Source organism: Variovorax saccharolyticus (assembly GCF_030316765.1).
Classification (GTDB): domain Bacteria; phylum Pseudomonadota; class Gammaproteobacteria; order Burkholderiales; family Burkholderiaceae_C; genus Variovorax; species Variovorax saccharolyticus.
In genome coordinates, this window is the sequence record NZ_JASZYT010000006.1 from 210486 (window position 1) to 225667 (window position 15182).

The window sequence follows — 15182 nt, forward strand, 5'->3', positions numbered from 1 at the left end:
AGATGAGGATCCTCCAGGTCAGCGCCGAACTGTTTCCCCTGCTCAAGACCGGAGGACTGGCCGACATCGCCGGTGCGCTGCCGCTGGCGCTGCTGGCGGCCGGACAGGATGCGCGCGTGCTGCTGCCGGGCTTCCCGGCCATCCTATCCGGTATCGCCGATGCGGCGCCGGTGGCCGAGCTGACAGCCCCCTGGGGCGAGCGCGCGCAGCTGCTGCTCGGGCGGCTGGTCACCGACGGCGGCCCCGGCATCCCGATCTACGTCATCGACGCGCCGGCGCTCTACGGGCGGCCCGGCAATCCCTACGAAGACCCGCAGCGCCAGCCCTACGGCGACAACCACCGGCGCTTCGCCCTGCTCGGCTGGGCGGCCGCGCAGCTGGCGCAAGGCCTGGACCCCGGCTGGCAGCCGGAGCTCGTGCATGCGCACGACTGGCATGCGGCGCTGGCACCGGCTTACATGGCCTTCGCGCCGCGCGGCCGCGGCCCGAGGGTCGGCAGCGTGTTCACGATCCACAACCTGGCCTACCAGGGCCTGTTCGCGGCCTCGCACTTCGCCGAGCTGGGCCTGCCGGCCGCGGCCTTCTCGATGAACGGGCTCGAATACCACGGCCAGCTCTCGTTCATGAAGGGCGGCCTGTGCTTCGCCGACCGCCTCACGACCGTGAGCCCGACCTACGCCCGCGAGATCCAGACGCCCGAGCAGGGCTGCGGCCTCGACGGCCTGCTGCGCAGCCGCTCGGAGGTGCTCAGCGGCATCCTCAACGCAGTCGACGACCAGGTCTGGAACCCGGCCACCGACGCGCTGATCCCGCACCGCTACGACGTGCGCCGACTGGTCGGCAAGACCCGCAACAAGGCGCAGCTGCAGCACGAGCTCGGCCTGGCGCCGCAGGCCGATGCGCCGCTGTTCGTGCTGGTGAGCCGGCTGACCGAGCAGAAGGGCCTGCACCTGGTGCTCGGTGGCCTCGACGCGCTGCTGGCCCAGGGCGGCCAGCTGGCCCTGCTCGGCAGCGGCGATGCCTGGCTCGAGGCGGCCTTCAGGCAGCGCGCGGCCGACGCGCCGCAGTCGGTCAGCGTCACGCTCGGCTACAGCGAGTCCACCGCGCACCGGCTGTTCGGCGCCGGCGATGTCACGCTCGTGCCCTCGCTCTTCGAGCCCTGCGGCTTGACCCAGATGTACGGCCTCAAGTACGGCAGCCTGCCGCTGGTGCACCGCGTCGGCGGCCTCGCCGACACGGTGGTCGACACCACGCTCGAGGACCTGGCCAGCGGCGAGGCCACCGGCTTCGCGTTCGACGAATTCGGCGCCGAGGGCTATGCGCGCGCGGTGCGCCGCGCCTTCGCGCTCTACCAGCGCCCCTCCGACTGGCGCGCGGTCCGCGCCAGCGCCATGCGCCGCCCCGCCGACTGGGGCAGTGCCGCCGCGCAATACCTCGGCGTCTATGCCGCGGCCCTGAACCCACGCCCCTCCCACACGCCATGAACATCGAAGACTTCAAGTACGACCACCCCGATCGCGACGTCGCTGCCTTCAAGCGCGCGGTCGCCAACAAGCTGATCTACGCGGTCGGCAAGGACCCGTTCGCGGCCAGCCCCGACGACTGGCTGCATGCCACGGCGCTCGCTGTGCGCGACCAGCTGGTCGAGCGCTGGATGGGCACCACGCGCGCGCAGTACGCGCAGAAGCTCAAGCGCGTCTACTACATGTCGATGGAGTTCCTGATCGGGCGCACCTTCACCAACGCACTGCTGGCGCTCGAACTGCAGGACACGGTGAAGCAGGCGCTGGCCGACTTCGGCGTCGACATCCAGGCGCTGGCCGAGCGCGAGCCCGACGCGGCCCTGGGCAACGGCGGCCTGGGCCGGCTGGCGGCCTGCTTCCTCGACTCGATGGCCACGCTCGGCGTGCCGGGCATGGGCTACGGCATCCGCTACGAATACGGCATGTTCCGCCAGCGCATCGTCGACGGCCAGCAGCTCGAGACGCCCGACTACTGGCTCACGCGGGGCAATCCGTGGGAGTTCCAGCGCCCCGAGGTGACTTTCCGGGTGCGCTTCGGCGGCCACGTCCAGCGGCGCGAAGGCAAGAACGCGCCCTACGGCGCGGCCAACTGGGTCGACACCCACGACGTGCTCGCGATGGCCTACGACACCATCATCCCGGGCTACGGCACGCAGGCCACCAACACGCTGCGGCTGTGGTCGGCCAAGGCGACCGAGGAGATCGATCTCTCGGCCTTCAACCGCGGCAACTACATGGAGGCGGTCGAGAGCAAGAACCATTCGGAGAACGTCTCGCGCGTGCTCTATCCCGACGACTCCACGCCCTCGGGCCGCGAACTGCGGCTGCACCAGGAGTACTTCTTCGTCAGCGCCAGCGTGCAGGACCTGCTGCGCCGCTACCTGCGCAACCACACCGACTTCGACGCCCTGCCCGAGCAGGTCAGCATCCACCTCAACGACACCCATCCGGTGCTCGCCGTGCCCGAGCTGATGCGGCTGCTGATCGACGAGCACGACCTGCCCTGGGACACCGCCTGGGCCCACACGCAGAAGGTCTTCAGCTACACCAACCACACGCTGATGCACGAAGCGCTCGAGACCTGGCCGGTCGAGATGTTCGGACGCATCCTGCCGCGCCATCTGCAGATCCTGTTCGACATGAACTCGCGCTTCCTGTCCGAGATCACGCACGCGCACGGGCACGATGTCGAGCTGCTGCGGCGTCTCTCGCTGATCGACGAATCGGGCGAGCGGCGCGTGCGCATGGCCTATGTCGCGGTGCTGGCCAGCCATTCGATCAACGGTGTCTCGGGGCTGCACTCGGAGCTCATGAAGCAATCGATCTTCGCCGACTTCAACAAGCTCTTCCCCGAGCGCTTCAACAACAAGACCAACGGCGTGACGCCGCGCCGCTGGCTGGCGCAGGCCAATCCGCCGCTGGCCGCGCTGCTCGACGCCCGCATCGGCCGCGGCTGGCGGCGCGACCTCACGCAGCTGCAGGCGCTCAGGCCGATGGCGCAGCAGCCGGCCTTCGTGCGCGCCTTCCGCCATGCCAAGCGCGAGAACAAGCTGCGGCTGGCCAACTGGATCGACGAGCACATGCGCATCGACATCGACACCGACGCGCTGTTCGATGTCCAGGTCAAGCGCATGCACGAGTACAAGCGGCAGCTGCTCAACGTGCTGCATGTGGTCACGCGCTACCACCGCATCCTGGCCGAGCCCGACGCCGGCCATGTGCCGCGCGTGATCGTGTTCGCCGGCAAGGCGGCCTCGGCCTACCAGATGGCCAAGCTGGTGATCCGGCTGATCAACGACGTGGCCAAGGTGATCAACGAGGACCCGCGCGTGGGCAAGCTGCTGAAGGTGGTGTTCCTGCCGAACTACAGCGTCAGCCTGGCCGAGGTCATCATGCCGGCGGCCGACCTGTCGGAGCAGATCTCGACCGCCGGCACCGAGGCCTCGGGCACCGGCAACATGAAGTTCGCGCTCAACGGCGCGCTGACCATCGGCACGCTGGACGGCGCCAACGTCGAGATGCGCGACAACGTCGGCGCCGAGAACTTCTTCATCTTCGGCAACACCACGCCCGAGGTCGCCGACATCCGGGCCAGCGGCTACCACCCGCGCGGCATCTACGAGGCCGACCCGGAACTGCAGCGCACCCTGGACAGCATCCGCGACGGCCTGTTCTCGCCCGCCGAGCCGGCGCGCTACCAGCAGATCTTCGACGCGCTGGTGAGCTGGGGCGACCACTACCTGCTGCTGGCCGACTACGCGAGCTATATCGAGGCGCAGGGCAAGGTCGACGCGCTGTACCGCGATGCCGACGCCTGGACCCGGATGGCGATCCTCAACGTGGCGGGTATGGGCGAGTTCTCGTCGGACCGCACCATCGCGCAGTATGCGCACGAGATCTGGAAGACCAGGCCGGTGGCGCTGGGCCCGGCGGCGGCAGCGCCTGCGGCCCCGGCTGCGGCCACGGCTGCGACCACGGCTGCGACCACGGCTACGGCTTCTGCGGCGGCGGCGCCTCGGTGACGAAGCCGATGCGGTTCAGTCCCGCCTTGTTCGCGATGCCCATCAATTCGACCACCCTGCCATAGGGCACGGTCTGGTCGGCGCGCAGCTGCACCTCGGTGTCGCGGCTGTCGGCCGCGGCCTTCGCCAGGCCGGCCGCCAGCTCCTGGGCACTCACCGGCTGGTCGTTCAGGTACACCTTGCCGGCCGCATCGACCACCAGCGTGACGAAGCGTGGCGTGTCGCCGGACTGGCCGGCATCGGTGCGCGGCAGGTCGAGCTTGATCGAGCTCGCCATCAGCGGCGCCGTGATGATGAAGATCACCAGCAGCACCAGCATGACGTCGACCAGCGGCGTCACGTTGATGTCCGACAGCGGCCGCTGGCCGCCGGCGCCGGTCGAGCGGCCGCCGCTGGCGCTGCTGCCGAGCGAGGTGCGACCGAAGGCCATGTCGTCGGTCTCCGCCGTTAGGCCGGCATCGGCCGCGCCGGCGGCAGCGGCGCCTCGCGCGCGGCGGGTTCGCCGAGCATGCCGAGCAGGTCGTGGGCGAAGCCCTCGAGTTCGGCCTCGATGCGGCCGACCACCCGACCGAAGACGTTGTAGGCCAGCACGGCCGGGATCGCCACCGCCAGGCCGAAGGCCGTCATGATCAGCGCCTCGCCCACGGGGCCGGCGACCTTGTCGATCGTGAAGCCGCCGGTCTCGGCCGCGATGCCGACCAGCGCGCCGTAGATGCCCCAGACGGTGCCGAGCAGGCCGACGAAGGGCGCCGTGGCGCCGACCGTGGCCAGCAGGATCTGTCCGGCCTGCAGCCGGCGCAAGGCCGCGTGCAGCGCGTCGCGCAGGGTCCGCGTGACGCGCTGGGCGCGGTCGACGCGGCCGCCGAGCGTCGAGGCCTCGGCTTGCAATGCCAGCTGGTTGATCGCGCGCACCGCCGGCAGCACCAGCGCCGCGCGGTCGAAGGGCCGCAGGCGCGCCTCGGCGTCCTGCAGCGAGGCCGACTGCCAGAAGGCCGCGATGCTGCGCAGCACGTCGCGCGTGCCGCCGCGCAGCAGCCAGGCCTTCCAGAGGATCACGACCCAGCTCGCCACCGACATCGCGAGCAGCAACGCCGCGACCGTCCGGCTGACGCCGTCACCGTGCGCAAGCAGCGCGAGGACGCTCATGCGGGGCTCAGCGCAGCCCGAGGACGTCGAACATGTCGAACAGGCCCGCCTTCTGGCCGGCCAGGAAGCGCACCGCGCGCAGGCTGCCCTGGGCATAGGTCGCCCGGCTGGACGACTTGTGGCTGATCTCGATGCGCTCGCCGATGCCGGCGAACAGCACGGTGTGGTCGCCCACGATGTCGCCGCCGCGGATCGCCGAGAAGCCGATGGTCGAAGGGTCCCGTTCGCCGGTGATGCCCTCGCGCGCATAGACCGCGCATTCCTTGAGATCGCGCCCCAGCGCGTCGGCGATCACCTCGCCCATCTTCAGGGCGGTGCCCGAAGGTGCATCCACCTTGTGCCGGTGATGGGCCTCGATGATCTCGATGTCGTAGCCGGTGGCGAGCGCCTTGGCCGCCATCTCGAGCAGCTTCAGCGTGACGTTGACGCCGACGCTCATGTTGGGCGCCAGCATGATCGCGATGTCCTTCGCGGCCTCGGCGATCCCGGCCTTCTGTGCATCGCTGAATCCGGTGGTGCCGATCACCATCTGGACGCCGAGCTCGCGGCACACCGCCATGTGCGCCAGGGTGCCCTCGGGCCGCGTGAAGTCGATCAGCACCTGCGCATCGGCCAGGCCGGCGCGCAGGTCGGAGACGATCGGAACGCCGCTCGTGATGCCGAGGAAGGCGGCGGCGTCGCTGCCGATCGCCGCGCTGCCGGCGACATCGAGGGCGCCGACCAGCCGGCAGTCGGGGGCTTCGCGCACGGCCTCGACCAGCATGTGGCCCATGCGGCCGGAAGCGCCCGCGATCGCGATGCGCCGGAAGGGAGTGGTGGGAGCGGAAGAATCGGTCACGCGTTTCAGCCTCTGGAAATGCGGGAAAACGGAAAAGGAGCGGGGGGCCGGGCAGTCCGGCCGCCGGGCCCGCTCAGCGCGGCGATTCGAGCGGCGGGTAGGCCGCCGGCAGCGGGGGCTGCGGCCGCTCGGCGGGAGCCGACGGGCTGTCCGCGGGTTTGTCCTTGGGCGGATCGAACTTCTTGAGCTGGTCTTCGCTCGCCTCGAGCTGGGGCGTCGAGCCCCTGCGCTTGCGGGTGTCGAGCTGGGCGACGAACTCTTCCTCGCTCGGCATCGGGTCGCCCTCGAAGCGCTCGAGCAGTTCGCCGTTGAAGTAGAGCGTCAGGTGGCGCTGCTGGGCCTCGACGCCCTGGCGCCGGATCGTGAACACGTAGTCCCAGCGATTGGAGTGGAAGACATCGGTCAGGAGCGAGGTGCCGAGGACTTCGCGCACCTGCTGGCGCGACATGCCGGGCTTGAGCGCCTCGACCTGCTCCTTGGACACGAAATTGCCCTGCACCACCTCGACCTTGTAGGGCGTGACGGCCGACAGGGCGCCACGCGCGCTGTCGCTGACGCTGCTGCAGGCGCCCAGGCACAAGCTCGCGGCGATGGCGCCGAGCAGCAGCCAATGGCGGCGTTGTGGAATGGCAGACATGGGGAAAGGGTTGGGCGATATGATCGAATCATTGTAGCGGCTGGCCCCCGGCGGGCCTCTCCCGCCAGGCCGGCGGAGGAACGACCCATGGGCAATATCGACGAACTCAAGAACACCGGCCTCAAGGCCACCCTGCCACGACTGAAGATCCTCGAGATCTTCCAGAACGGCAGCCAGCGCCACATGACTGCGGAAGACGTCTTCCGCGTCCTGCTCAACGACCACTCCGACATCGGCCTGGCCACGGTCTACCGCGTGCTGACCCAGTTCGAGCAGGCCGGCATCCTCGAGCGCAGCCATTTCGAGAGCGGCAAGGCGGTCTACGAACTCAACGAGGGCAAGCACCACGACCACCTGGTCTGCACCGCCTGCGGCAAGGTCGAGGAGTTCTACGACGCCGAGATCGAGCGCCGCCAGCAGATGATCGCCAAGGACAAGGGCTGGATCCTGCAAGACCACGCGATGTCCTTGTACGGCCTCTGCGCCGACTGCGTGAGCAAGAGGTAACCCCCCGGTCGCTGTGGTTTTCGTCGGCGGCGCGCAGCGCCCGCCTGTTCGTGGGAGGGCTACACGCAGTGAGCCCGACCTGGGGGCCAGCTAGTCATCCTGCGCGCTTTCCATCGCCTTGTGGTGGCGGGCGACGAAATCGGCATAGGTGTCGATGCCGCGCAGCTGCAGGATCGAATTGCGCACCGCGGCCTCGACCAGCACCGCGATGTTGCGGCCGGCCACCACCTGGATGATCACTTTTCGCACCGGGATGCCCAGCACGTCCTGGGTCAGCGGGGCCGAGGGCATGCGCTCGTAGTCGCGCTCGAAGCTGTCGCGCCGCACCAGGTGCACGATCAGCTTGAGCCGCATCTTCCGGCGTACCGCGGTCTCGCCGAAGATCGCCCGGATATCGAGCAGGCCGATGCCGCGCACCTCCAGCAGGTTCTGCAGCAGTTCGGGGCAGCGGCCCTCCAGCGTGGTCTGGTTGATGCGGTAGAGATCGACCGCGTCGTCGGCCACCAGGCCGTTGCCGCGCGAGATCAGCTCCAGGCCGAGCTCGCTCTTGCCCAGCCCCGATTCGCCCGTGATCATCACGCCCAGGCCCAGGATGTCCATGAAGACGCCGTGCATCGAGGTGCGTTCGGCGAAATGCTTCGACAGGTAGGCCCGCAGCAGGTCGATCACGAAGGCCGACGACTCGCGGGTGGCGAACAGCGGCAGCTGGGCCCGCTCGCAGATCGACAGCAGCTCGTCGGGCGCCGGCTGGCCGTCGGCCAGCACCAGCATAGGCGGCTCCAGCGTGACGATGCGCGCGATGCGCCGGGCGGTGTCCTGCAAGGTGCCGCGGGTCAGGTAGGCGACTTCGCGGGCGCCGAGGATCTGGACCCGGTAGGGATGGATGTAGTTGAGGTAGCCGACCAGGTCGGCGGCCGACTGGGCCCGGCTGATGACGTCGGGGTCGAACTGCCGTTCGGAGGCGCCGAGCCCGGCCAGCCACTCCCAGCGCAGCGAGCCGCGGAACTCCTCGAACATCGCATCGGCGCTGATGACGGTCGGCTTCATGTCCGAACCCGCCCGGCGCCGATGGAACTCAGGCCACCTGTGCCGACTGCCATCCGGCGATCAGGGCGTGCAACGCCGCGGCATCGGTGCTCGACTTGATCTGCTCGCGCAGATTGGCGTCGCTCAGCAGCTCGGCGATTTCCGAGAGGATTTCAAGATGTTTCTGGGTCGCTGCTTCCGGCACCAGCAGGAAGATCAGCAGCACCACGGGCTGTTCGTCCGGGGCGTCGAAGCCGATCGCATTGGCCAGCTGGAAAACCGCCGCCATCGGCGACTTGAGGCCCTTGATGCGGCCGTGCGGGATGGCGACGCCATGGCCGAGGCCGGTCGAGCCCAGGCGTTCGCGAGCGAACAGGCTGTCGGTGATCAGGGCGCGTCCGAGACCGTGCAGGTTCTCGAACAGCAGGCCTGCTTCTTCGAAAGCACGCTTCTTGCTGGTGGCGTCGACGCTCACGAGCACTTGAGCGGGCGGCAGGATGGACGCGAGTCGGTTCATGTTGGGGCGGGGGCGATTATGCACCCACCCCGAAAAAAGCAAAGGGCCGCACGAAGGCGGCCCGCAAGAGTATTTGCCCGAACAGCGGAACTACATCACGCGCTTGGGTGCTGCGTGGTGATGATCCTGGAGGCGGTCCTTGTGGCGCACGACCTGACGGTCGAGCTTGTCGACCAGTTCGTCGACGGCGGCGTAGAGATCAGCGTGGCTCGATTCCGCGAACATGTCGTTGCCCTTGACGTGGATATTGCACTCGGCCCGTTGCCGGCGTTCCTTTTCCTTCTGCTTTTCCACCGTAAGGATCACCTTCACATCGACCACTTGGTCGAAATGCCGGGTGATCCGGTCCAGCTTGCTCGTTACGTAGTTGCGCAATGCAGGTGTGACGTCGAGGTGATGACCGCTGATCGTCAAATTCATGAATGACCTCCTGGAATTGACGGTTGGGGAAATAGCCGCGCCCCTCTTGCGAAGAGGCGTAGCCGGGGGAAACGAGAGGGGAATGAAAGGAGAGAGAAGGGGAAGAGAGGGAGAAAGGAGAGGCTTCGGGTCACTATGCCCATGCTGTCATCGAATTGCAATCCCTTTGCGGCAGGCGTCTGCGCCAGATCAAGGCCGGGCCGCCATGCGCTATGCATTTGATAGCAACAAAGGGCCGGGCGACAGGGCAGGCCGGCCCTACTGGAAGCAAACCCAGGGTCAAGCAGAGGCGCTGCGACCCCGTGGACCGAAGGGCCTCCGATCAGCGCCAGGCGGCCCGCATCCGGCTCAGCAGGTCGATCGTGGCGGCCGGCGGCGGCACATGCGGCGCGCGCTCGGGCGGCGCCGGCCAGGTCTGCTGCTCGAAGCGCTGGGCATCGGCCGCCGGGATGAAGCGGGTGCGGCCCGCGTACAGGTGGCGGTCGCCGCGCACGGCCTGCTGGGTCACGTAGAAACGCTGCGGCACCAACAGGTGCAGGTGGTCGCGGGCGCGGGTCATCGCGACATAGAGCAGCCGGCGCTCTTCCTCGAGTTCGCGGGCGCCCTGCGCGACATCGGCCGGTATGCAGCCGTCGACCACGTTGAGCACGTGGACAGAGTTCCACTCCTGCCCCTTGGCCGAGTGGATGGTCGACAGGATCAGGTAGTCCTCGTCGAGCAGCGGCGGGCCGGGCCGGTCGCTGGTGGCTTCGGGCGGATCGAGCGTGAGTTCGGTCAGGAAGCGCTCGCGGGAGGCGTAGCCGGCGGCCAGCCGGGCCAGCTGCTCGACATCGCCGCGCCGCACGGCCGCATCGTCGTGCAGCCGCTCCAGGTGCGGCAGGTACCACTCGAGCGCGAGGTCCATGTCGGCCGGCCAGGCCAGCGCGGGAGCGCGCAGCGCCGCATAGATGCCGGCGAAGCGCGCCCACTCGGCCTGGGCCGCCGCGGGCGGCACGAAAGCCTGCACCGCCGCGCCCGGATCCCCGGCCTCGGCCATGGCGTCGAGCAGCCGCGCGGAGGTCACCGGACCGATGCCCGGGATCATCTGCGTGACGCGGAAGCCGGCCATGCGTCCGCGCGGGTTCTGGGCGAAGCGCAGCACCGCGAGCAGGTCTTTGACGTGCGCCGCCTCCAGGAACTTGAGGCCGCCGTACTTCACGAACGGGATGTTGCGCCGCGCCAGTTCGAGTTCGAGCGCGGCGCTGTGGCTGGAGGTGCGGAACAGCACCGCCTGCGACTTCAGCGACAGGCCGCCTTCGCGGTGGGCCAGCACCCGGTCGGCCACCCAGCGGGCCTGCTGCGCCTCGTCGGGCACCAGCACCAGCTGCGGCTTGCCGGCCGAGGGCTTGTCGGTCCAGAGCGTCTTGGCGTGCCTTTCGGCGGCACCCGCGATCAGCGCGTTCGAGACGTCGAGGATCGGCTGCGTCGACCGGTAGTTGCGTTCCAGCGTGACGATGCGCGCGGGCTGGCCGAACTGCTGAGGAAAATCGAGGATGTTGCGCACCGTGGCGCCGCGGAACGAGTAGATCGACTGCGCGTCGTCGCCGACCACCGTCACCCCGCGGCCGTCGGGCTTCATGGCGCGCAGGATGGCCGCCTGCAGCAGGTTGGTGTCCTGGTATTCGTCGACCAGAACATGGTCGAAGCGGCCGCCGACATGCGCGGCCAGCGCGGGCTCGGCGACCATCGCCGACCAGTACTGCAGCAGGTCGTCGTAGTCGAGCACCTGCTGCTGCTGCTTGGCCTCGACATAGGCGCCGAACAGCCGCTTGAGCTCGGCCTCCCATTCGGCGCACCACGGGAACGCCTCCTTCAGCACCTCGCCCAGCGGCGCGCAGGTGTTGACGGTGCGCGAATAGATCGACAGGCAGGTGCCCTTCTGCGGAAAGCGGCGCGTGGTGGACGAGAGGCCGAGATCGTGGCGCACCAGTCCCATCAGATCCTCGGCGTCGCCGCGATCGTGGATCGTGAAGTTCTCGCCGAGGCCGATCTGCGCCGCGTACTCGCGCAGCAGGCGGGCACCGATGCCATGGAAGGTGCCGGCCCAGGGCAGGGCCGGCGGCGTCTGCGAGGCCAGCCCGAGCACCCGCACCAGCACCTGGCCGGCACGGCGCTCCATCTCCTGCGCGGCTCGCCTCGAAAAGGTCAGCAGCAGGATGCGCTGCGGATCGGCGCCGCCGGCGATCAGGTGGGCCACCCGGTGCGCCAGCGTGCTGGTCTTGCCCGAGCCGGCGCCGGCGATCACGAGCAGCGGACGCGGGTCCTGCTGCGCCGGCTCGAGGGCGGCGTCGACCCCATGCAGCACCGCGGCGCGCTGGGCCTCGTTGAGCGTCGCGAGCGCTTGCGCGAGCCGCTCGGCCTGGGTCGTGGCGCCGGTGGAAGGAGGTGTCGCAACGCGCTGCATCGGCGCAACTGTACTGTATGTCCGTCCAGCCCGCCGCCAGCGCCGCCGGGAGCCGGATGACATAATCGCGCCTCGCTGCAAACCGGAGATTCGCGCATGGAAACCGATCCGTCTCGGCAGCTTTCACTTCCCCTCTGACGCCCTGCCGGCGAGGAAGCTGAAAGCGCCCCACCCCTCGCCCGCCCGTCAGACATTTCAAGGAAGTGAGCCATGCTCAACATCTTCACGCTCGCCAATGGCCGCCTCGTCCAGGAAGAGATCGAGGCTCTCGAAGAGCTTTCCAAGTTCCAGCCGATCTGGGTAGACCTCGAATCGCCGACGGTTGAGGAGAAGCGCTGGATCAAGCAGTACTACGGCCTGTCGATCCCCGAGGATGCGATGGACGAGGACATCGAGGAGTCGGCGCGCTTCTATGAGGAAGACAACGGCGAACTCCACATCCGCAGCGACTTCCTGATCGACGACGACGAGAACCCGCGCTCGGTGCGTGTCGCCTTCATCCTGAACCAGCACAACGCCGAACTGCGCAGCCGCGGCGTGCTGTTCTCGATCCACGACGAGGACGTGCCGGTGTTCCGCCTGCTGCGCATGCGCGCGCGGCGCGCTCCCGGGCTGATCGAGGATGCCAAGGAAGTGCTGCTGAAGCTGTTCGACGCCGACGCCGAGTATTCGGCCGACACGCTCGAGAACATCTACGACGAGCTCGAGATCGCCGGCAAGAAGGTGCTGTCGGGCAACGTCAGCGACGAGCTGGCCGGCGAGGTGCTGGGCCTGATCGCGCGCCAGGAAGACTTGAACGGGCGCATCCGCCGCAACGTGATGGACACGCGCCGCGCGGTCAGCTTCATGATGCGAAGCCGGATGCTCAACGCGGAGCAGTTCGAGGAGGCGCGGCAGATTCTTCGCGACATCGAATCGCTCGACAACCACACGGCCTTCCTGTTCGACAAGATCAACTTCCTGATGGATGCGACCGTCGGTTTCATCAACATCAACCAGAACAAGACCATCAAGATCTTCTCGGTGGCCAGCGTGGCGCTGCTGCCGCCCACCTTGATCGCCAGCGTCTACGGCATGAACTTCAAGTTCATGCCCGAGATGGACTGGAGCTACGGCTACGCCTATGCGATCGCGCTGATGGTCGCCAGCGCGCTGGTGCCGATGTGGTACTTCCGCCGGCGCGGCTGGCTCAAGTAGCCTCGTCGTCTTCGGGCGGCGGCAGGGCCGCCAGCCAGGCCCCCACCAGCGCCAGGCTGTAGCGGCTCGCGACCGCCGAGACGAAGCGGGTGAAGTCGCCGTGGGCCTCGTCGTCGGCCCGGTCGGAAATGGTTCGCACCGCGGCGAACGGAACGCCGTAGTCGTGGCACACCTGGGCCACCGCGGCGCCTTCCATCTCGACCGCCAGCGCGTCGGGCAGCGCGAGGCGAAGCGCGGCGCTTTCGGCCGCGGTCGAGACGAAGCGGTCGCCGCTCACGAGCAGGCCGCGGTGCACCGCCGGCAACCTCAGGCCGAAGTCATCGACCACCTTCTGACCCAGCAGCGCGACCGGATCGACGAGCACCTCGGCCGCCACTTCGGCGAGCGCCTCGCTGATCTCGGTGTCGGCCGCGAAGCGGGCATGACCGGTCAGCGGAACCTCGTATTTCGGGAAGATCGGCGAGGCGTCGAGGTCGTGCTGCAGCAGCCGGGTCGCGACCACCACGTCGCCGACCCGGACGCCCGGCGCCAGCCCGCCGGCCACGCCGGTGAAGACGATCGCCTGCACGCCGAAGCGCTCCAGCAGCACCGTGGCCGTGAGCGCCGCCGCCACCTTGCCGATGCGCGACAACACCGCGACCACCGCCTGGCCGTTCAGGTGGCCGACCCAGAAGTCGCGGCCCGCCACGCGCACGCGCTGCTCGTCGGGCATCTGTGCGAGGAGCGCGCTGAGCTCCTCGTGCATCGCGGCGACGATCGCGATCGTCATTGCTTGATGTCGACGCCGTAGAAGGTGTGGCGGCCGAAGGGGCTGAGCTTGAAGTCGATCACCTCCTTGCGCACCGGCTTCAGCTGCACCGCATGCGCGATCGTGAACCACGGCGCCTGTTCCTTGAAGATCACCTGGGCCTTCTTGTAGAGCGCGTCGCGTTCGGCCTGCTTGGGCACGTTCTTGGCCTTCACGACCAGCTCGTCGTAGGGCTGATAGCAGAACTTGGCCACGTTGCTGCCGCTGGCCGACTGCGCCGACGCACAGCCGAGCAGGGTGGAGAGGAAGTTGTCGGGATCGCCGTTGTCGCCGGTCCAGCCCAGCATGCCCATCTGGTGCTCGCCGGCCTGCATGCGCTTTCTGTACTCGCCCCACTCGAACGTCTTGATCTCGGCCTTGACGCCGACCTTCGCCAGGTCGGCCTGCATCAGCTCGGCGATCCGCTTGGCGTTCGGGTTGTAGGGGCGCTGCACCGGCATCGCCCACAGGTCGGTCGTGAAGCCGTCCGGATAGCCGGCCTGCGCCAGCAGCTTCTTGGCGGCCTCGGGATCGTAGGGGTCGTCCTTGATCGCGTCGTTGTAGGACCACATGGTCGGCGGGATCGGATTCTTGGCGGCGACGCCGGTCGTCAGGTAGACGCCGTCGATGATCGCCTTCTTGTTGATCGCCATGTTGAGCGCCTTGCGCACGCGCACGTCGTCGAAGGGCTTCTTCTGCGTGTTGTAGGCCAGGTAGCCGACATTGAGGCCGGCCTGCTCGAGCACCTGCACGTTCGGGTCCTTGCGGATGGCGTCGAGGTCGGCCGGATTCGGGTAGGGCATGACATGGCACTCGCCCTTCTGCAGCTTGGCCCAGCGCACCGAAGCATCGGGCGTGATCGCGAAGATCAGGTCGTCGATCTTGGCCTTGCCGCCCCAGTACTGCGGGAAGGCCTTGAAGCGCACGATGGCGTCCTTCTGGTACTGCACCAGGTAGAACGGGCCGGTGCCGATCGGGTCCTGGTCGATCTTCTCGGGGGTGCCGGCCTTGAGCATCGCGATCGCGTATTCCTTGGACTGGATGCCGGCGTAGGGCATCGCGAGGTTGGCCAGGAAGGGCGCCTCGGGCTTGTTGAGCACGAACTTGACCGTGTAGTCGTCGATGCGGTCGATCGACTTCAAGAGCTTGGGCATGCCCATGTCGTTGAAGTAGGAATGGTTCGGGCTCGTGACCTTGAAGTAGGGATCGGCCTCCTTCCACTGGCGCTCCATCATGAAGATCACGTCGTCGGCATTGAAGTCGCGCGTCGGCTTGAAGCTCTTGGCCGTGTTGTGCCACTTGACGCCGCGGCGCAGCTTGAAGGTGTACTCGGTGCCGTCGGGCGAGATGGTCCAGCTCTCGGCCAGGCCGGGCACCACCTTGGTGGAGCCGCGCTCGAAGTCGACCAGGTTGTTGTAGACCTGGGTGGTGGCATCGAACGAAGTGCCGGTGGTGTTCACCGCGGCATAGAAGTTCTCGGGGCTGCCCTCGGAGCAATAGACCAGCGTCTTGGCCGACGCGGCGCCGCAGGCCAGCGCGAGCGCCGCCGGAGCCAGCAGCGTGGCCGCGCGGAGGCGGCGCGAGACAGAAGAGGGGGTGTTGGACATGTCGTTCGACTC

The 15182-nt window shown here is 68.3% G+C and carries 14 protein-coding genes; 4 read left to right on the forward strand and 10 right to left on the reverse strand.

The window, feature by feature from the left end:
• Positions 1–2 precede the first annotated feature (2 nt).
• Together glgA and QTI45_RS19515 are read left to right on the forward strand one after the other, a co-directional pair.
• Positions 3–1484, forward strand: coding sequence for a glycogen synthase GlgA (gene glgA / locus QTI45_RS19510; RefSeq protein WP_286655564.1), 1482 nt, complete (start codon positions 3–5; stop codon positions 1482–1484).
• Positions 1481–4045, forward strand: a complete 2565-nt coding sequence (locus QTI45_RS19515; protein ID WP_286655565.1) for a glycogen/starch/alpha-glucan phosphorylase — start codon at positions 1481–1483, stop codon at positions 4043–4045. Before glgA ends, QTI45_RS19515 begins: the two co-directional genes overlap by 4 nt.
• On the opposite strand, the gene QTI45_RS19520 is transcribed toward QTI45_RS19515, so the two are convergent.
• The 4 genes from QTI45_RS19520 to QTI45_RS19535 form a co-directional block, all read right to left on the reverse strand.
• Entirely contained in the window at positions 4014–4475 is a 462-nt protein-coding gene (locus QTI45_RS19520; protein ID WP_286655566.1) for an ExbD/TolR family protein, read from the reverse strand. The genes QTI45_RS19515 and QTI45_RS19520 overlap by 32 nt on opposite strands.
• Before the next feature lie 17 nt (positions 4476–4492).
• On the reverse strand, positions 4493–5191 hold the full coding sequence (locus tag QTI45_RS19525) for a MotA/TolQ/ExbB proton channel family protein (RefSeq protein ID WP_286655567.1): 699 nt from the start codon (positions 5189–5191) through the stop codon (positions 4493–4495).
• Positions 5192–5198: 7 nt separating this feature from the next.
• A complete protein-coding gene (gene dapB, locus QTI45_RS19530; protein ID WP_444813298.1) occupies positions 5199–5990 on the reverse strand; it encodes a 4-hydroxy-tetrahydrodipicolinate reductase in 792 nt (263 codons plus the stop codon).
• A 112-nt stretch (positions 5991–6102) separates the two neighbouring features.
• Positions 6103–6666 carry an outer membrane protein assembly factor BamE gene (locus tag QTI45_RS19535; protein ID WP_286372099.1) on the reverse strand — a complete coding sequence of 188 codons (564 nt, stop codon included), beginning with the start codon at positions 6664–6666 and terminating at the stop codon, positions 6103–6105.
• Positions 6667–6753: 87 nt separating this feature from the next.
• Here QTI45_RS19535 and fur point away from each other — a divergent pair, with 87 nt between their 5' ends.
• Positions 6754–7173: a ferric iron uptake transcriptional regulator gene (fur, locus tag QTI45_RS19540; RefSeq protein WP_286372100.1), complete on the forward strand. Its 420-nt coding sequence runs from the start codon at positions 6754–6756 to the stop codon at positions 7171–7173.
• A 90-nt stretch (positions 7174–7263) separates the two neighbouring features.
• Here the strand turns inward: fur and hprK are convergent, their stop codons facing one another.
• From hprK to QTI45_RS19560, 4 genes are all read right to left on the reverse strand, one after another.
• The gene (hprK, locus tag QTI45_RS19545) at positions 7264–8220 is read right to left on the reverse strand and encodes an HPr(Ser) kinase/phosphatase (protein WP_286372101.1); all 957 of its coding nucleotides are present in this window, start codon (positions 8218–8220) and stop codon (positions 7264–7266) included.
• A 28-nt stretch (positions 8221–8248) separates the two neighbouring features.
• On the reverse strand, positions 8249–8716 hold the full coding sequence (locus tag QTI45_RS19550) for a PTS sugar transporter subunit IIA (RefSeq protein ID WP_286372102.1): 468 nt from the start codon (positions 8714–8716) through the stop codon (positions 8249–8251).
• Positions 8717–8806: 90 nt separating this feature from the next.
• Positions 8807–9136 (reverse strand): ribosome hibernation-promoting factor, HPF/YfiA family, encoded by a 330-nt coding sequence (gene hpf, locus QTI45_RS19555; protein ID WP_093381418.1) that lies wholly within the window; start codon positions 9134–9136, stop codon positions 8807–8809.
• A gap of 322 nt (positions 9137–9458) precedes the next feature.
• Positions 9459–11579, reverse strand: a complete 2121-nt coding sequence (locus tag QTI45_RS19560; RefSeq protein WP_286655568.1) for an ATP-dependent helicase — start codon at positions 11577–11579, stop codon at positions 9459–9461.
• A 210-nt stretch (positions 11580–11789) separates the two neighbouring features.
• On the opposite strand from QTI45_RS19560, the gene corA reads away from it, so the two are divergent.
• The gene (gene corA, locus QTI45_RS19565) at positions 11790–12776 is read left to right on the forward strand and encodes a magnesium/cobalt transporter CorA (protein WP_286372104.1); all 987 of its coding nucleotides are present in this window, start codon (positions 11790–11792) and stop codon (positions 12774–12776) included.
• On the opposite strand, the gene QTI45_RS19570 is transcribed toward corA, so the two are convergent.
• Together QTI45_RS19570 and QTI45_RS19575 are read right to left on the reverse strand one after the other, a co-directional pair.
• Positions 12769–13545 carry a 5'-methylthioadenosine/adenosylhomocysteine nucleosidase gene (locus QTI45_RS19570; RefSeq protein ID WP_286372105.1) on the reverse strand — a complete coding sequence of 259 codons (777 nt, stop codon included), beginning with the start codon at positions 13543–13545 and terminating at the stop codon, positions 12769–12771. The genes corA and QTI45_RS19570 overlap by 8 nt on opposite strands.
• Positions 13542–15170: an ABC transporter substrate-binding protein gene (locus tag QTI45_RS19575; protein WP_286372106.1), complete on the reverse strand. Its 1629-nt coding sequence runs from the start codon at positions 15168–15170 to the stop codon at positions 13542–13544. Before QTI45_RS19575 ends, QTI45_RS19570 begins: the two co-directional genes overlap by 4 nt.
• Positions 15171–15182 lie beyond the last annotated feature (12 nt).